Genomic DNA, 17,040 nt, shown 5'->3' with positions numbered 1-17,040 from the left:
CCCGTTAGATAAAATCTGAGAAAGTAAGGGCGGGGGGACTCTAGCAAATGCTCAAGCAACTATGGCGATCGCTGGTAAGGTGGTTTCAGCGTTTATTTGGAACGGGCGGCAGGCGAAACCCAACACCCGCCTCGGTTCGCTCGGAACCCCCTAAACCCCTGACGGATACAGATTATGAATTTTTGTACAGCCAACTGCTCGAAGGTGTCGCACATGGCTGGCAGCAAGACCGGGTTTTACGGTTTTTTGAATCTCTGGGCGATCGCGGTCAATCATCCCTATGGGTGGGGTGGCTGAACCGCTTTGGGGAAAGATTATTGGCTTCCCCTGCACCTAATAATGAGTTAGCGGCGCGAATGGTGCAGCTTGGTCAGGTGGGCTGCGGAGAAATCGGGGAAGTTTCTTATGATATTGGGATGCAACTGCTGACGAGAAACGCTCCGGCACGAGCGGTAAACCCCCCACCCGTCTCTTCTATCTATGAATACGAGGAGTTCGACACGCCGGAGGAGGAAGTCCCCGCTGTTAGTGAGGAAGGTGAGGAAGGCGGAGAACTCAAAACAGTCACCCTAGATGAGTTGTTGGTGATGTTGCAGCAGGATAGCGGTTTACTTCAGCAAATTTCCGAGCAACTGCAAATTGAGACGACCGATCCGCAAGTTATTGTGCAAGCATTGGTGAATCAATTCAATGCGGCAAATCCATCCAGCGTCGAGGAAGCAGAAAATCCATCGAGTGCAGAGGAAGCCGAAGCTTGGTTTAATCAAGGCAATCAGCAAGCCAGTGCTGGAGAATTGTCAGATGCGATCGCTAGCTACGATCGGTGCTTGGCGATTAGCCCGGATAACTATATCGCCTGGAACAACCGAGGCGTGATGCAGAAAAATTTAGGACAGTTGCAAGATGCGATCGCCAGCTTTAGCAAGGCGATAGAAATTAAACCCGACTTTTACGAAGCTTGGAACAACCAAGGCAATACTTTCCAGGACTTAGACCGTTTAGAAGAAGCGATCGCTAGCTTTGACAAGGCAGTAGAAATTAAAGCAAACGACCCAGAAGCCTTCTACAATCGGGGATTAGCGCTAGAAAACTTGAACCGCTATGAGGAAGCGCTGGCTAGTTTTGACCGGGTTCTGCAACTCCAACCCAACTATTCAGAAGTCTGGATGGTAAGAGGCGAGACCCTACACCGCTTAGCTCGATATGAGGAAGCGATCGCCAGCTACGACCAAGCTTTGCAACTCAAACTGGATGACTGGGACTCCTGGATCGGTCGCGGCAAGTCGGCGCTTCTTTCAGCGAGTTTGGACCCCTTACTGAGTTCCTTAAGTAAGGTCGCTCAAAATAATCCAGCCTTGAACCAGCGCGGCGATGAAGGGCAATTGGCAAGCTATGAGGAAGGGTTGAAGTACGTTTCTCAAGACACCCAGCCAGAAGGTTGGGGCAGATTGCATCAAGCAATCGGCAATGCTTACTATGAGCGATCGCAAGTCAATCCAGAACCCAATCCGTTGCGCCAAAAAGCCATAATCGAGTACGAACAGGTGCTATCAAGCCTCCCCGAAGCCGATTTTCCAGAGTTGCATCAAGAGATTTTGCAAGACCTTCTGCAACTCCAGCAATCTTTAGGACAACCCTCTGAAGAATCCTGAATAATCTGACAGGGCAGCTTTCCCTCGCTTGGAGCTGCCCGTTTTTTGTACAATAACCATTCAACCTCGCAAAACCACTTTCATGCCCTTGACTCGGACAATCCAAAGTATCTATACCGATGGTGCCTGCGTTGGCAACCCAGGTCCTGGAGGCTGGGGTGTTGTTGTCTATTTCACCGATGGTTCGGTCTATGAAATGGGCGACGCCGATCCGGCAACCACTAATAATCGAATGGAAATGCAAGCCGCAATCGGCGCATTGAAACTCGTGAACGGCCTCGGACAACAAGAACCCATCGCCCTCTACACCGATAGTGAATACCTGAAAAACGGTGTTACCAAATGGGTGAAAGGTTGGAAAAAAAAGGGTTGGAAGACAGCAGAAGGGAAACCCGTCCTCAACCAAGACCTCTGGGAAATACTCGATGAACTCAATCTTCCCCGGATCGAGTGGCGGTATGTCCGGGGTCACGCAGGAAATGAGGGGAATGAGCGATGCGATGCGATCGCTCGGGCTTTTGCGACGGGGAAGACTCCTTCGCTGCAACAACCCATAGCAGAAGAGTCAATTGTTTCACCCGCCACTAATTCTATTGATAACAAAACGATACAATCGAGTGACTTATCTTCTGACCCTCCTAACCTCGGCCTAGTCATGGTAGATTCTACTACTCCATCTGCTCTTGATTCTCAGGACAATCTGCCCCGTGAGGTGAGAGTCGCCCAGCTGCGTAATCTGATAGAAACTCTCCACGTGGCTGACGAAATTGCTGCTAAAGGCTACCTAATTACTAGCTCTGAATTAGCTGACTTGATGGATGTCAATGCCAGCGCTGTCACCAGTCGCGGAGACCACTGGGGGTGGCGTAACTGGATTGTGTCGCGGGTTCGCCGTGAGGGCAATCAAATTCTTTGGCAGCTAGAACGGGTAGATGCGGTTAACAGTAATTTCGATTCTTAAATGAGTTTTGGTTTTGGGGAATTGGGAAAAAGTTTTGAGTTTTGAGTTTTGAGTTTTGAGTTTTGAATTAAAGAACTCTCCGATCGCTCAAAATCCAACACTCATCACTCTCATTACCCCTTTGCTTGAAAACTCAAAACTATCCATAACTCCGACCGCGCCATTGCTTAGGAGTACGGATAGCAGACAGAAAAATTCGCAGCACAGCTAAAGGATCTGCCAGAGGGGAAAGATAAAAGTAAACAGGTAAAAGTAAAAAGTCAAAGTTCCTTTCCCGTTTACCTGTTTCCGATCCCCTAAAGCCGGGGGTTTGTACTTTGCTTTCATAAGACGGCGCGATCGCGAGTAGCAACGCAAACCGAATCAATAGCAGAAATAAATTTAACCCGACAGCAGCCACCACTGGGAGTGTCGAAGTTCCCATCACCAGCCAGCTGAGTAAAACCAAGGACGCGGGTAGAGGTAAACCCTGAACGGCGAATAGCAGCCACAAGTCTCCCCATATCTGACCCCTGGAAGCAGCGTCTTTTAGGTCAAGCGATCGCCCCCACTCTTTCCAAGTTTCGGCTGCCCCCTCATACATCCGTACCTTCAAAACCTTGGCTCCATCTAGAAAGCCCACCTTGAACCCACGGGAGGCAATATTGCGGGCAAGGGTGACATCGTCACAAAAAGAACTCCGGGCGCTGGTATAACCCCCTACAGCCTCCAAAACAGAGCGACGGCACAGGAAACACTGACCGTTCGCCATCACCCGCTCCGGATCTTGAGTATTTGTACCTGCCGGATCGAATCGGTAAAGCAGGGTCATCAAGAGTGCTGGTTGCAGCCACCACTCGCCTGGATATTTCAAGATAAACTGCGGCGAGAGGGAAATCAGGTCATAACCCTCTTCTTCCGCTGTCCTGAGCAAACCGGCAACTAAACCGGGAATCGCCTGAGTATCGGCGTCCATTCCCAAAATCCACTCGCTCTGTTCGCTACTGTGCAAAAATCCAGTATGTAAAGCCCAAGGACGCCCCACCCAACTAGGCGGTAAGGGGTCATCCGTCATTAAGCGAAACCGGGGATCTTGCTGCTGTGCCGCTTTAACTAACTCTGGAGTTCCATCCCGGGAACGACTATCAACAACGATAATTTCACGGACTTCGTAGCTTTGGCGGGTTAGCCCAGCCAGCGCTGGGCTAATTCGCTCCGCTTCATTTAAAGTCGGAACCACGACACTGACAGCACCTAAGAGTTCGGGCGTGGCAGTATTGGGTTGAACAGGCGATCGCCGAGACGGCCCTTTCAATAGACGCGAGAGCAGGATCGCTACTGCTGGTGCCTGAACGAGTAGCAGCAGCAGCGATAGTGCGCTCTGGAGTGTTAACCAATCGACGTTCACTTCACCGCCACTTTGACTTGAGTCACTGGAATTTCTGGCTTCAAACTCGCAGGAGTTTCCGTTGTGGATTCGCGAATCTCTGCGGGTTGTGCCATTTGCCAGAGGGTCAAAGTTGGAATGACACCGACCAGAACGCCCAAGGAGACGGGTATCCAATACCCAGCTGCCAAGCTCAATCCGGCTGCATAACCAAAGTTACTTAGATAGATGATGAGCGGGAAACCTAGCCCAGAACGATCCAATAAAATTGGCGTCTTTCTCCACAATATTGCTCCCACACCGATAAAGAGCGAGCTAGTGCCAAACCAACCGGCATAGTTTCCGTAAGGTGTGCCAAAGAAGGCTCCTGGCTGTTCCCAATACCAAAAAGGTACCATTGTTTGACTCATCGCTGGCTCCAGCGCAAAGTCCCAAGAGGTGAACATCATAGCAGCTACAGCGATCGCGCCTACATAGCGAACCAAGCTCGGATTTTGCCGAGTTTTTAGACCCGCGCAGGCAATTAAATAAGAAACCAATCCCATATAAAACCAGGACAAGGGAATGGTAAAAGGTACCAGTCCACCAATCTTATACCCCAAGCCGTTCAGGTAGCTGTAGTCCCCAAATGGAAAGCCTGTACTGGTTCCCAGCAATTCGCTCCCCAAGGACAGGCACACCGCAGGCAACATGAAAGTCAGCCAGTGCCACAGTCCTAACTTTCTATAGGCATAAATGGCAACGGCGACCGTTCCCAAGACGATATTCACCACTCCACCCCAAGCCATACTCCACTGGAATGCAGTCTGCCCAGTCTCCCCTAAACTCATAATTATTTCAGGATGGGGTACGACCAGCACCAGCCCCGCCAGTCCAAAAACCATCGTTACAATATGACCAATCAGGCAGAAACGCTCGACAGTGACAAGTTGCTTCATTGCAGAATTCTTACTTCTGTATGTTCTTAATAGTAGTTTACAAATGTTTGTCAAATAACCCCATGCTTGTGCGGCTGTCGTCGTTAGTCGTGGCTTAAGAGTCCAAATTTAGTTGGAAGTCTCCCAATCTCGTGTCAGAAGTCCAATTCACCCGTTAGGACAGCGACCTCGATCAACCTTTGGAATGCTCCGAAGTTCAAGGCTGCTGCTGGACTCCAGACTTCCAGAGAAGGACTTAGAAAGAAAAAAACGACAATCAAATAAATTCTTCGCCAGTCGGCTTTTGGCTCTTCCTGGTCGGCGGTCAGTAGGGGAAAGCAGTTAAGATATTGGCAGCAACACTTAAAAGGCTTTTTCACTAAAAACCTATTGGTTGCGTTTTTAAGCTGGGCTTGCTCTCCAAGAGCAGCTCGCTCGACCCTATCGGCTTCATGGCGCATGTACTTAACATGACTTCATTTCTGCCTAAAGAAACCAAAATTGCGATCCGTCCCGTTCAATACCGCGATCTAGATGCGCTGGAACGGCTAGCCGCAGAAGATTTTGACGCAGGAGACCAAATTTACTCAACGGACAATCTGGGTAGAAAAGTTCATCAAATTCGACCCTGGTTTGGCCCGCTGAAGTTCTTGAGCTGGTTTCCCAATCCTTGTCAGCACACTTTTTGCGTTTATGTCGCGGAGCAGGATAACCAAGTTCGCGGTACGATCCAGGTTTCACCGTTCAACCGCACGCGCAGCACTTGGCGGGTTGAGCAGGTAGTTTTGGAGACAGGGGTACCGGCGGAAGTTGGCTCGCAGCTTTTACGTTATTGCTTTGAGTCAATCTTGGAAGCGCGTACCTGGGTGTTGGAAGTCAATGTTAACAACAAAGCAACACTGGCTCTTTACCGCCAGAATGGGTTTCAACCTTTGGCTCAGCTGACTTATTGGGCGATCGCTCCAGAGCTGCTTTCGTCACTGCAAGAGCACGAACCGGATTTACCCAATCTTCTCCCAGTCAGCAATGCTGATGCCCAGTTACTCTATCAACTCGATACGGTGTCAATGCCACCGCTGCTACGCCAAGTTTATGACCGTCACATCCATGACTTCAAAACTAGCTTCGCTGGCGGGTTTCTCACCAGCTTGAAGCAATGGATTGGCAAGACGGTTAGCGTTAGTGGTTACGTATTTGAACCGCAGCGCAAGGCAGCAATTGGCTATTTTCAAATTTTTCTGTCCCGCGATGGCTCCCAACCCCATGTCGCTGAGTTGACCGTACACCCAGCCTACACTTGGTTATACCCGGAGCTACTTTCCCAAATGGCTCGGATGGCTAAGGATTACCCTTCCCAGTCCTTACAACTGGCTTCAGCCGACTATCAGCCAGAACGAGAAGAATATTTGGAACAATTGGGGGCAGAACGAATTTCCCACTCGCTCCTGATGTCTCGTTCTGTGTGGCACAAGCTACGGGAGGCAAAGCCCATTTCCCTAGAAGGGCTACAGTTGGCGGAAATGCTTCAGGGTCTCCAACCCGCTCGCAAAGCAGTACCGGGGCGGATGTCTTGGCTGAAGTCAAAGCATAAGAAGCCGCAGGTAGAACCGCAGAAGGATTTATCGTCCTCTGTGGCGTTGCCTCCAAAAGGGGGAATCGTGCTAAATTCCCAATCCCTTGATGCCACGAAAGCTAGCCGCACAGAGCGGGGAGAAGAGAATGGAGAGAATCTCGGCACTGGGTTTGGATGTCGGTAAAAAGCGGGTTGGGGTAGCTGGTTGCGATGGCACTGGATTGATTGCCACCGGAATCGCTACGATCGAACGCACTTCCTTTGAGCGGGATATGGAGCAACTGCGACGCCTGGTTGAGGAGCGACAAGTGCAAGTTCTGGTCGTCGGCTTACCCTATGCAATGGATGGAACTCTAGGGTTTCAGGCGCAGCAGGTGCAGAAATTTGCGACAAGAGTGGCAGCGGCTCTCCAGTTACCGCTGGAATATATGGATGAGCGGCTCACGTCTTATGAGGCAGAGGAACTGCTGAAAACAGAAAGGCGATCGCTCTCCCAAAATAAACCTCTAATTGACCGCAAGGCGGCAGCTTTGATTTTGCAACGCTGGTTAGATGAACGTCGAGCCGCAAACAAAGTCGCAAAGCAACTTGTAGAAACAACCTATATCGCGTCTGGCGCACAGATACAGACACAGGCAGAGACATCGGAAATTCCCAGTTGATTCGCAATTCCCGATTCTCCATCACCGATTTCCAAATCAGATGATAATATGAGAGATTGCTGCATTCTAAAAATAGACTTTATCCATGACTCTGCCGCAACAGCGTAAACACGAAATTATGACGGAGTATCAGGTTCACGAAACTGATACTGGCTCGACGGATCTCCAAATTGCGATGCTGACAGAACGCATCAATCGTCTCAGCACTCACCTCAAAGCCAACAAGAAGGATCATGCTTCCCGGCGAGGTTTGTTGACAATGATTGGTACCAGAAAGCGTCTCCTGTCCTACCTGCAAAAGGAAGATAGACCCCGCTATCAAGCCTTGATTGGTCGCCTGGGTATTCGCGGTTAAACCGCCGATAAACTTATGTCTTCAGAAGAATCCCAACGGAATCGCTTACCGTTTGAACCCGCTAAGAAGAATCGCAAAAAACCAGCGAAAAACCAACCAACAACCCCAAGCACTGCCAAAAAGGAAGGTCAAGAGCCTTCTCCAAGAAAGCTCGAATCTTCGGCAGTCCCAGAGGTGGTGAGCAAACGCATGGCTCGCCGGATGGCTCTTTTTTGTGGAATTCCTAGCGCTTTAGGCATTTTGACTTTTATTGTCAGTTATGTCGTGGTTAGCCAGCACTGGTTCAAGTTGCCCAACGCCGCAGTTGTACTTGTGAGTATGGGCTTCTTTGGGTTGGGCGTTCTGGGATTAAGTTACGGGGTTCTCTCAGCCTCCTGGGATGAAGAGAGACCGGGTAGTAAAATCGGCTGGAACGAGTTCACCACGAACTGGGGACGGATGACAGCAGCATGGCGCTCTGCTGGGCAAAAGGATTCATAAATCCCGCGCAAATACCAGCAGTTCAAAGGTGAGTTTTACTTATAAGTTGTTTAGAGGACGATTGCCATCGGTCTCGCTCTTTCCTGGGGTTTGAACCCCAGGCTATTTTCATTTTTTGCTGGAGAGATAAACTCGGCGGTCTATCTAGGCAAAGCTAGAGAAGTATTATCTCTGGTGACTTTTGAAAAAGGAGATATTCGGCAGATAAACAACCGAATTATGGATTTGGAAAAATGATTGTAGTCATGAAAGCTGGCACTCCAGAGGTTGAGATTGAGCGCGTTAGCGCCGAACTCGGTACTTGGGGACTGACACCAGAAAAAATAGTTGGGAAGCACAAGGTGGTATTAGGTCTGGTTGGTGAGACGGCTGACTTAGATCCCCTCCAGATGCAAGAAATTAGCCCTTGGGTTGAACAGGTTCTGCGGGTTGAGCAGCCCTTTAAACGGGCAAGCCGCGATTATCGTCACGGTGAAGCTAGCGAAGTTGTTGTATCAACGCCTAACGGTTATGTCACTTTTGGCGAACACCATCCTTTAGTAGTGGTGGCTGGCCCTTGTTCGGTTGAAAACGAAGAAATGATTATTGAAACCGCACGTCGAGTTAAGGCGGCGGGAGCGCAGTTTTTGCGCGGCGGTGCTTATAAGCCTCGGACTTCGCCCTATGCTTTCCAAGGACACGGTGAAAGTGCCTTGAATTTGCTAGCGGCGGCGCGGGAAGCAACAGGTTTAGGCATTATTACGGAATTGATGGATAGCCCTGAATTGGATGTGGTGGCAGAATTTGCTGACGTGATCCAAATCGGTGCCAGAAATATGCAAAATTTCTCCCTGTTGAAGAAAGTAGGGGCGCAAGAAAAGCCTGTGCTGCTGAAGCGGGGAATGGCGGCGACGATTGAAGATTGGTTGATGGCGGCGGAGTATATTATGGCTGCTGGCAACCCGAACGTGATTTTGTGCGAACGCGGTATCCGCACCTTTGACCGTCAATATGCGCGCAATACCCTGGATTTGTCGGCAATTCCGGTGCTGAGAACTTTGACTCACCTACCAATTATGATTGACCCCAGTCACGGTACAGGTAAGTCTGAATACGTGCCTGCGATGGCGATGGCATCTATCGCTGCTGGTGCTGACTCGTTGATGATTGAAGTCCACCCCAACCCGAAGAAAGCGCTTTCTGACGGCCCTCAATCCCTGACTCCAGAGCGTTTCGACCGCCTGATGCTAGAAATGTCTGTAATTGGCAAAGCCGTAGGTCGGTGGCCTGAACCTGCTGTTGCTTTAGCTTAGAGTTACAAGGGTGGGCAAATGCTCACCCTTTTTTTATGAATGCGATCTCTTTCCTATCAGCCTGAGCCATCCATAAAGCGATAGGGCGTATGCCAGAATATTGGTAATTGCCTAGCTGAATCTGTTCTAGCTGGGCTTATTGCAAGCATAATCCTATGACTACCGTTACAACAGAAGAAATCCAGAAGTTTCGCTCTGAACTAGCAGATGATCTAGAAGCCCTAGAAGGTTTGAGCGTAATTGAGAAATGTGAGGGAGATTTAGAAGATGCAGCGGTAGTTTTGGCAAGACGAGCCAAAATAGAAATTGTTAGAGCGCCCAATTGGTTAAACGAGTTTGCCGATAAATTACGCCCTGTTATTTGTAAGGAAGAATGTAAAAAAGACTTATTAGATGGCTCGTTTAACTTTGCAATTGGATATTTAACGGCAGTGAGTCAAATAGACAAAGCGCTGGCAGTTTTAGTTGTTATGTATGTTACCAAGAAAAAGGTGTATGAATTTTGTAAAAATTTCTAGTATCCTGTGGCAGTGAAGGCAGCCCAGTAGAAGGGGTTAGCAAAGGGGCAGGGTTGGCGATCGCGTATTTCCTTCCGAGCTTCCTTAATAGCATCCTCAAATACAAAACGCTTGCCTGGAGAAAGTTCGGCAAGGATTTGCTCAATTTGAGGTTTTAATCGATCTAGGAATTTTTCACAATCTTCACTAGTGAGATTTTGTAGCCATATCTGGGCTTGGTTAAGTGCGAACGCCGCATCTCCCGGTTTCAGATTAGGAAGGTCTTTAAGGTTTTCATAGAACTTAATCATTAAGAAAGCTGTAGAAATGTCACTCACCTTCCAAAGACTGCTGACTACATTGTTAGTACCAGATACCAAAAAACCATTGACCAAACCTACAAACTCATCAATCAGGTCTTTCTTGCCAGTAATGCCAGTTTCGCAAGCGGAGAGGCAGACAAGGCGATAATTACTAAAGGCTGAGGGGTGATCAAATATATAACGCAGTGTTAATTTATCTTCACCTGCTAAGTACAATGCTGACTCCAAAGGTTGATTGATAATATATTCCCCATGCCCGGAAAAATGAAATATGCCTAATTTATTACTGGTTTGCAAAGCACCCAGCATATTAGTCTTCGTTGCTTCTTTACCTTTAATAATGCAACTGGAGGGTTTAGGACAAATCTGACTAATAAGAGTAGATTCCATAGCAGCATAGGGCAAGTCATCACTGGGATTTTCTACAATCAACAACTGTTGCCCAGATTCATATGTATATTGTTTTAAATCAATAGCAACTTGGATACTGGGCAGATATGTAATTATAAAGTCTTGAGGAAAAAGAGCATGAATAGGTAACAGATGTAAGTCGCGATGGGGAATTAATACCAGATAAGTAACTCCCTTTAATTCTTTGGTGATTGCTGGGATGCAGAGGATTTTTTCTAGCTCCTTCAGATGTGGCTCCATTTCTTTGAACCAAAAACATTCTCTAATTTCTTCTTTTTGCCTTTCCTTTTCTTGTTTGTCAGTTTTTATAGGACTAAGCCGATACTCTTCATAACTCACTTTCCACTGGTCAAGCCATGCCTCAAACAATTTTAATTGTTCAGCATTGGTTGGGTAATCAAAGCCTCTTAATCTAGATTGACTACTATAAACAGACCAGATTTTTTTTATCTGCTGGAACAGTCTTCCCCAGATATTAGTAGCTTGGTTACTCCTCCATATCACTAGAGGTTTGTTAAATTTGAGGATGAAGGTGGTGATTGCTGCTGGACTAACGTGCCAATATATTGCTGCTGTCTTTGGATTTAAAATTTTTTTAATATCTGAATAACTAGGGCTATCAAACTTGGCGTTGCTGTAACCATAGCGTGAATATCTAAGGCAAAGATTTTTGTGCTTTTCAGCTAACTCTAGAGCTTGTATTTGCTCCTCTATTTTTTGTGAATGAGCTAATTCATCTACCCTCAATTGTTTAAATATCAGAAACTTTAGCCATAACTGAAACTGCTTACCTTTAGATGGAGTTTGATTAATTAATTTTGCTAAAAGATCGTGTCCATCCATCCTCAATGCTTCAATTTCTTCTTTTTGCCTTTCCTTTTCTTGTTTGTCTGTCTCAACTTCAGCTAACTTATAGCACACTGGAAGCAGGTTTTTCAAGACTTCCAGGCGTTGCTGGCAAAACGTATCAGCCGTTAAAAACTTTAAAGCAAACTGAAAACAAATTTTTGCTTCTCTCCAATACCATTTTTTGTCATTTCTTCTGTACTGTATATCTCCATACTTATCATGAGCAAGACTAATAGAATGGTATAAAGCACCAACAGCTTCTGGAACAGTATGAAATTCATGCAAGCCTTCTGTCCAATTATCCAAGGCTTCTTGGTACCCAAAAGGTTTAAAATTAAAAATAGCCCAGCCTTTTTCATTCCAAGCTGACCAGCACTGGTTTTGGTTTAGTTGTAAGGCACGGTTAAAATCATTAATCGCTTCACTGTAGCGTCCTATAGCTTTCCGTGCATTGCCGAGGTTATACAAGACTTCGTAGTCTTTGTACTGAGATGAAAAAGCTTGTTCGAAGCTTTCAATTGCCTCTTGATAACGAACTAATTCATATAATGCAATTCCCTTCGCCTTCAAAGCATCATGGGAGTTGGGTGCAACTTCGAGAGCTTGGTTAAAGCTGTCAATTGCCTCTTTATGACGACTTATACCAGATAGTGCAAGACCTTTATAATAAAGGGCTTCGTAGTAGTTAGGCTTAATCTCCATTGCACTGTCAAAGCTGACAATTGCATCCTCGTAATAACCTCTCTGGAATAGAGCTAAACCTCGCTTGTACCAAGCTTTGTGGTAGCGTAGGTTAATTTTTAGAACTTTGTCAAAACTGGCAATTGCCTCCAGATATTGTTCTAAATCAAATAGTTTTTCACCCAATCGGTACCAGTCTAAATCGTCAGATGGGTTAAACTCTAAAAGTTGGTAAACACTGGTGGCAATCTCTGCTAGATGCCGTACTAATAAATCTAGCGCAATTCTTCGCTCATGCTGAGAGTTAATATCATCAGAGTTAATTATTAGGGCTTGCTCAAAACTAGCGATCGCTTCTGCATATCGTCCTAATCGCAACAATGCAATTCCTAGATCATGCCAAATTTTCCAGTTATTAGGTTGGATTTTTACAGCTTGCTCAAAACTAGCGATCGCTTCTATATACTGTCTCTGCGTGAATGCTTGAATTCCGCGTTCTCTATACGTCTTATAGTCATTAGATATAGCCTTTGCAATTTGGTCACTGTCATTGGTTTTTTCGTAGAAACCTATGCTGAACAGCGATAGCCATTTCCTAAATAAAGCTTTGTACTGCTTTAATTCAATGTTCAGATTTCCAATTAACTGCCTCCAAAATCGATAATAATCAGGTTTGGATATCAGAGCTTTACAGTAGTCAGAAGTAACTAATGGATAGTAACTCAAGAATCGTAATGCATCACTCAGGTTACTCCATATTGCCTGATAGCCAGAACTATACTTCAGAGCTTGGAGGTAGCTGTGGCTTGCCAACAGATAGCGACCTGACAACCAGTATACATTACCTAAATTGTGCCACGCCGCGTGATATTGAGGTACTATTTCCAATGCTTTTCTATAGTTAAAAATTGCTGCTTTATAGTTTTTTTTATAACTCAGAACAATCCCTCGGTTATTAAAGGCTATGGCATAGTTAGGGCGAGCTTTTAAGGCTTTGTCATAGGTGGAAAGAGCCTTTTGATATTGTTCCAACTTTATCAGTAGACAGCCTTTATTATTTAACGCTATAGCATAAATAGGGTTAATTTTTAAAGCTCTGTCATAGCTGTTAATTGATTCTCTGTAGCGATGTAATTCACATAATAAAATACCTTTACTAACCCACAATTTGGGATCGTCAGGTCGAGTCTGCAAGTGCTTATCAAGTACGGCAAGTGCCTCTGTGTAATTCTTTGATTTACGTAACCTCCAGAGTCCAGTTACTCCAGATGTCTCAAACATCTCGAAGAACATTAAGGAGTCAGTGGAGTCATAACTGAATTTCCAAATCCAATGCTTTGCCATACCCAAGACAGCTTTTCTTCAGTGGATAGATTTATTCTCGCCTCAGCTACCAAGGGGGATGCGATCGCATTTTTCCAATGCAAGCTACATCAAGAAACACATTAAAAGCGCGATCTCCCCACTATTGTGATCATTCCTCCCATAAAAAAATTACCCAGCTCTGGCTAGAGCTGGGTGATAGAAAAAACGGGCTAACCTAAAGTTGATTAACCCGATAGCTTGGGAACGCGCACACAAATTACTTTTGCACAACCAACTTGACGTTGGCATTTTGCAGACCGCGTTGCTTGACTTCAGCCAAGGTCTTGTTCACGGCATACTTCTGATTAATCGAGTTAATCAGTTCGGTTTGGTTGTGCTTCTTGGCGACGCCCCACAGGTCAGCAATCAGGTCGAAAGAGCCGTCGCTGTTGCGAGACCAACCGAGGTCATACTCGCCTTCCAGAACAGCAACGATGTCAGAACGAACCCGCTGACCGTTATAACCCCGAACATCTGCTTCGGTCTTAACGCTGATACCCAGGTCGCGGAGAGAAGCTTTCAGGATTTCGGCATCGGTGATTTTGGTACGCAGAGTGCTAAAGTGAGACATTTGGATTTCCTCCAGTAGAGAGTTAAGAGAAACGACAACTTGTGGATGTGAGTCTGCCGCCTGGACACATTACTGGGCGGCTTTTTTTGTCAAACTGCTAGCAAACTGCTAGCCTTTCCTCCTGTTGGGAGCAGGAGAAAGCTTTTAGAACTCCAGTCGCTGATACTCGGCGACGGAGGACGCAGCAGGTCGCGCTCGCTGTCTGGCCCAGTCCCTCAGGGCCGTTACCTGCTCGTTCATGGTTCGGGAAAGCGGCAGAGTGGCTTTAATTGCCGCAATGATATCGAGCTGGGTAAATTCTCGGTCTTGGGCAAACGCTTCGTACATTGCCGCGACCAATCCCTGCTCAATTTCTGCCCCGGAAAATCCATCCGATACCTTAGCCAGCTGGTCGAGGTCAAAGCGAGAAATGTCTCGCTTCCGCTTGCTAAGGTGAATATTGAAAATCTCTTTGCGTTCTTCCGCAGTCGGCAAGTCTACAAAGAAAATCTCGTCGAAGCGTCCTTTGCGGAGAAACTCACCCGGTAGGCGTTCAACCCGATTGGCAGTTGCCATCACGAACACCGGAGACGTTTTTTCTTGTAACCAGGTAAGGAAAGAACCAAAGATGCGGCTGGAAGTACCCCCGTCTGAGTCAGCAGACCCAGAAGTACCGGCAAATGCTTTATCCAGTTCATCAATAAAGAGAATCGCTGGGGAAATTGATTCAGCCGTTTTCAGGGCATTCCGCAAGTTAGCTTCTGAGCGCCCCACCATTGAGCCGTCGTACACTCGGCCCATATCTAGGCGCAGAAGTGGCAGACTCCAGAGGCGGGCAGTGGTTTTGGCAATGAGAGATTTGCCACATCCCGGTACCCCTAGGATTAACATCCCTTTGGGTTGGGGCAGACCGTATTCCCTTGCTTTCTCTGTAAAAGCATTGGAACGTTGTCTCAGCCATCGCTTTAGCTCTTCTAAACCGCCAACCGAATCAATGGTTTCATCTTCTTCGATAAATTCCAAGATGCCGTTGCGGCGGATTAGCTGCTTTTTCTCAGAAAGAATAATATCGACTTCTGTTTCCGTCAGACGCCCGGTTTTAACGAAAGCTTTCCGATAAACTTTTTCGGCTTCATCCCGCGTCAGACCCAAGGTGGCTTTTAGCAGTTTTTCCCGAACTTCAGTTGTGGTGCGGCGAGAACGGGTTTGCTCTAACTGGCTAGATAGCACTTGGTTCAGTTCTGCCAAATCTGGCAAAGGATAGTCTAGAACAACGACTTCCTTTTCCAGCTCAATGGGGATTTGCTGAACGGGTGACATGAGAATGATAATTTTCTGCGTCCCTTTGAAGCTGGCGATCGCATCCCGCAGCCACCGCGTTGTTGCCGGTGAGTCAATAAAGGGGTGTAAGTCTTTAAAAATAAAGATACCAGGCTCTCTTTGGCGTACTACCCATTCAATCGCTGCCTCTGGGGAGACGGTGTTGTGCTGGGTAATATGGCGGGGTTGACCGTACTCGACTATGCCGTGGGTGACAGTCCAAATGTAGACGCGCCGAGCCAGGGATTTTGTCTGAGCAATATTGGCAATTGTTCGCTCCGCCCGCTCTTCTTCGGAAGTTACTAGGTAGATGAGGGGGTATTGAGCCTGAACCAGAATATCTAGCTCTTCTTTCATATCTATCGACCCATTAGAGACGGCACAACCACTAGCCAAACATTTATCAACCGCAACCAACCTGAGCAAGCGAGGAATTCAAGCAGTCTGGAGGATTTGGAACTTTAACAGGGAACCAATGCCTCTTCTCCCTGAGAATCCGTGCCGAGTTCACCTCTGGCATTTTCAAGGGTAGTCAGCTCTTCAGCGATTACACCTGGTTGATTATCCAGGGAAACCATTTCTCCATCTCGCAGTACCACAGAGCTAGTACACTCCGGACAGGAATAGACTCGGTGAGTCCTTCCCTGGATTGCTTCTACCTCATCAACCACTTCTGGGTTAGCCAGGTAGAAGACGATCGCTCTTTCGACAATTGTTGACATGGGTTCCGTGTCAACAGCTGAGCGAATTTTGAGCTGGCGATGGAGACCTGGAGGAAGATACAACGTAACCTTTTGCTTGTCTTGCATATAACTTTTCAGTTGTTCTACCCGGGTATATTTCACAGGTTATCTGCCTTATTCCGGGCTGTCAAGACATCATGCCAGCATGACGGCAATATTGTTACATTGCTTAATAATTTCCGGCAGAGTCGGATGAACTGGCGTAAGGAATATAAGCAAGCAGAACGGAGATAGGTTTCGGCGGTGTCCATTGCTAAATAACGTTCCCAGAGGCGTCCGGCGTCCTAGATCAGTTGTTAGAAGTCAGAGAGTCGAAGCTTGTTGCAGCTGGCGTGTTGTTGTTTATGCGATCGCACTCTGTGTAATGCTGTGGAGTTGTCGCGCCTCGGATACCCAGTCGCCAACCTGGAAAACTTATAAAAACCCGCGTTATAGCTTCGAGTTTCCTTATCCCAGTACCTGGATTGCTGCGCCAATGCCAGACAATCGGGATGGACGAGCTTTTAGAGATCCTCAAGACCCAGAGGTGGAAATATTAGGAGTGGCAGGCGATCGCTTGCCAGAAATTGAACTTGCGCCATCAGGGCAAAAAACTCCCCATCAATTCACGCAGAAGAACTTTACTACCCAACAAGGAGTTACCGGAAAACTTTATGTAGAACTACGTTCAGATATCAGTTTGATGCGATTGACACTGATTCAGGGAAGGATACGCTACTACTGGCAGGGGCGATCGCCCTCCAAAGAATTTCCCAATTATTATCGCTTCTTCTATTACGTTGCCGGACAATACCGCATCCCCTTGCAAGTGGAAGGAAGAGAGGGAGAGAGGTTAAGAGAGGGAGATTCCAGGCAGTAATCAGCGCGAAATCCTATAAAACCTCAAAATTCTCTAAAAATATAGGGCTTTGGCAATTTTTAATTTTAACTTTTACTTTTTAAATTCCGGAAGGGATTAGGATTGGTCTGAGGAAATCCGCTTTATCCGAATTACCTGCCAATCCGCGTGGTTTTACCATAAGTGTAAAGTGCCATTTAATTCC

15 protein-coding genes are annotated in these 17,040 nt (G+C 46.9%); 9 read left to right on the top strand and 6 right to left on the bottom strand.

Annotation, left to right across the window (positions count from 1 at the left end; all coding sequences use genetic code 11):
- Positions 1-47: 47 nt before the first annotated feature.
- Positions 48-1,652 carry a tetratricopeptide repeat protein gene (locus NC996_RS11500; protein ID WP_190690364.1) on the top strand — a complete coding sequence of 535 codons (1,605 nt, stop codon included), beginning with the start codon at positions 48-50 and terminating at the stop codon, positions 1,650-1,652.
- A gap of 82 nt (positions 1,653-1,734) precedes the next feature.
- Positions 1,735-2,613 (top strand): ribonuclease HI, encoded by an 879-nt coding sequence (rnhA, locus tag NC996_RS11495; RefSeq protein WP_190690361.1) that lies wholly within the window; start codon positions 1,735-1,737, stop codon positions 2,611-2,613.
- Between the two features lie 139 nt (positions 2,614-2,752).
- Here the strand turns inward: rnhA and cruG are convergent, their stop codons facing one another.
- The gene (gene cruG / locus NC996_RS11490) at positions 2,753-4,000 is read right to left on the bottom strand and encodes a 2'-O-glycosyltransferase CruG (RefSeq protein ID WP_190690358.1); all 1,248 of its coding nucleotides are present in this window, start codon (positions 3,998-4,000) and stop codon (positions 2,753-2,755) included.
- Positions 3,997-4,917, bottom strand: a complete 921-nt coding sequence (gene cruF, locus NC996_RS11485; protein WP_190690354.1) for a gamma-carotene 1'-hydroxylase CruF — start codon at positions 4,915-4,917, stop codon at positions 3,997-3,999. Before cruF ends, cruG begins: the two co-directional genes overlap by 4 nt.
- Positions 4,918-5,366: 449 nt before the next feature.
- On the opposite strand from cruF, the gene NC996_RS11480 reads away from it, so the two are divergent.
- The 6 genes from NC996_RS11480 to NC996_RS11455 all read left to right on the top strand — a co-directional run bounded on the left by NC996_RS11480 (position 5,367) and on the right by NC996_RS11455 (position 9,776).
- Positions 5,367-6,653, top strand: a complete 1,287-nt coding sequence (locus NC996_RS11480; RefSeq protein ID WP_190690351.1) for a GNAT family N-acetyltransferase — start codon at positions 5,367-5,369, stop codon at positions 6,651-6,653.
- Positions 6,616-7,131, top strand: a complete 516-nt coding sequence (ruvX, locus tag NC996_RS11475) for a Holliday junction resolvase RuvX (protein ID WP_242037728.1) — start codon at positions 6,616-6,618, stop codon at positions 7,129-7,131. The genes NC996_RS11480 and ruvX overlap by 38 nt, the downstream gene beginning before the upstream one ends.
- An 85-nt stretch (positions 7,132-7,216) precedes the next feature.
- Positions 7,217-7,486 carry a 30S ribosomal protein S15 gene (gene rpsO, locus NC996_RS11470; RefSeq protein ID WP_190415339.1) on the top strand — a complete coding sequence of 90 codons (270 nt, stop codon included), beginning with the start codon at positions 7,217-7,219 and terminating at the stop codon, positions 7,484-7,486.
- Positions 7,487-7,501: 15 nt separating this feature from the next.
- Entirely contained in the window at positions 7,502-7,966 is a 465-nt protein-coding gene (locus NC996_RS11465; protein WP_190425690.1) for a PAM68 family protein, read from the top strand.
- A 233-nt stretch (positions 7,967-8,199) separates the two neighbouring features.
- Positions 8,200-9,258, top strand: coding sequence for a 3-deoxy-7-phosphoheptulonate synthase (gene aroF, locus NC996_RS11460; protein ID WP_190690345.1), 1,059 nt, complete (start codon positions 8,200-8,202; stop codon positions 9,256-9,258).
- A gap of 155 nt (positions 9,259-9,413) precedes the next feature.
- A complete protein-coding gene (locus NC996_RS11455) occupies positions 9,414-9,776 on the top strand; it encodes a hypothetical protein (protein ID WP_190690342.1) in 363 nt (120 codons plus the stop codon).
- Here the strand turns inward: NC996_RS11455 and NC996_RS11450 are convergent.
- The 4 genes from NC996_RS11450 to NC996_RS11435 form a co-directional block, all read right to left on the bottom strand.
- Complete coding sequence (locus NC996_RS11450; RefSeq protein WP_190690339.1) at positions 9,773-13,363, bottom strand: CHAT domain-containing protein; 3,591 nt, start codon at positions 13,361-13,363, stop codon at positions 9,773-9,775. The genes NC996_RS11455 and NC996_RS11450 overlap by 4 nt on opposite strands.
- A gap of 238 nt (positions 13,364-13,601) precedes the next feature.
- Positions 13,602-13,955, bottom strand: a complete 354-nt coding sequence (locus tag NC996_RS11445; RefSeq protein ID WP_190415354.1) for a DUF1257 domain-containing protein — start codon at positions 13,953-13,955, stop codon at positions 13,602-13,604.
- A 144-nt stretch (positions 13,956-14,099) separates the two neighbouring features.
- Positions 14,100-15,611 carry an AAA family ATPase gene (locus NC996_RS11440; protein WP_190415355.1) on the bottom strand — a complete coding sequence of 504 codons (1,512 nt, stop codon included), beginning with the start codon at positions 15,609-15,611 and terminating at the stop codon, positions 14,100-14,102.
- Positions 15,612-15,715: 104 nt separating this feature from the next.
- Positions 15,716-16,063, bottom strand: a complete 348-nt coding sequence (locus NC996_RS11435) for a hypothetical protein (RefSeq protein ID WP_190415708.1) — start codon at positions 16,061-16,063, stop codon at positions 15,716-15,718.
- A 184-nt stretch (positions 16,064-16,247) separates the two neighbouring features.
- Between NC996_RS11435 and NC996_RS11430 the strand changes: the two genes are divergently transcribed.
- Positions 16,248-16,856, top strand: a complete 609-nt coding sequence (locus tag NC996_RS11430) for a hypothetical protein (RefSeq protein WP_242037727.1) — start codon at positions 16,248-16,250, stop codon at positions 16,854-16,856.
- Positions 16,857-17,040: the final 184 nt, after the last annotated feature.

It is taken from the genome of Trichocoleus sp. ST-U2 (assembly GCF_039961875.1).
Taxonomy (GTDB): Bacteria; Cyanobacteriota; Cyanobacteriia; order Cyanobacteriales; family FACHB-T130; genus FACHB-T130.
This window is presented reverse-complemented; position numbering and strand designations above follow the sequence as displayed.

Bases quoted from the DNA above. Each gene is read 5' to 3' on its own strand.
- cruF (WP_190690354.1), bottom strand. From the start codon at position 4,917: ATGAAGCAACTTGTCACTGTCGAGCGTTTCTGCCTGATTGGTCATATT.
- NC996_RS11465 (WP_190425690.1), top strand. From the start codon at position 7,502: ATGTCTTCAGAAGAATCCCAACGGAATCGCTTACCGTTTGAACCCGCT.
- NC996_RS11480 (WP_190690351.1), top strand. From the start codon at position 5,367: ATGACTTCATTTCTGCCTAAAGAAACCAAAATTGCGATCCGTCCCGTT.
- NC996_RS11500 (WP_190690364.1), top strand. From the start codon at position 48: ATGCTCAAGCAACTATGGCGATCGCTGGTAAGGTGGTTTCAGCGTTTA.
- rpsO (WP_190415339.1), top strand. From the start codon at position 7,217: ATGACTCTGCCGCAACAGCGTAAACACGAAATTATGACGGAGTATCAG.
- NC996_RS11455 (WP_190690342.1), top strand. From the start codon at position 9,414: ATGACTACCGTTACAACAGAAGAAATCCAGAAGTTTCGCTCTGAACTA.
- rnhA (WP_190690361.1), top strand. From the start codon at position 1,735: ATGCCCTTGACTCGGACAATCCAAAGTATCTATACCGATGGTGCCTGC.
- aroF (WP_190690345.1), top strand. From the start codon at position 8,200: ATGATTGTAGTCATGAAAGCTGGCACTCCAGAGGTTGAGATTGAGCGC.
- NC996_RS11445 (WP_190415354.1), bottom strand. From the start codon at position 13,955: ATGTCTCACTTTAGCACTCTGCGTACCAAAATCACCGATGCCGAAATC.
- NC996_RS11440 (WP_190415355.1), bottom strand. From the start codon at position 15,611: ATGAAAGAAGAGCTAGATATTCTGGTTCAGGCTCAATACCCCCTCATC.
- NC996_RS11435 (WP_190415708.1), bottom strand. From the start codon at position 16,063: ATGCAAGACAAGCAAAAGGTTACGTTGTATCTTCCTCCAGGTCTCCAT.
- NC996_RS11450 (WP_190690339.1), bottom strand. From the start codon at position 13,363: ATGGCAAAGCATTGGATTTGGAAATTCAGTTATGACTCCACTGACTCC.
- ruvX (WP_242037728.1), top strand. From the start codon at position 6,616: ATGGAGAGAATCTCGGCACTGGGTTTGGATGTCGGTAAAAAGCGGGTT.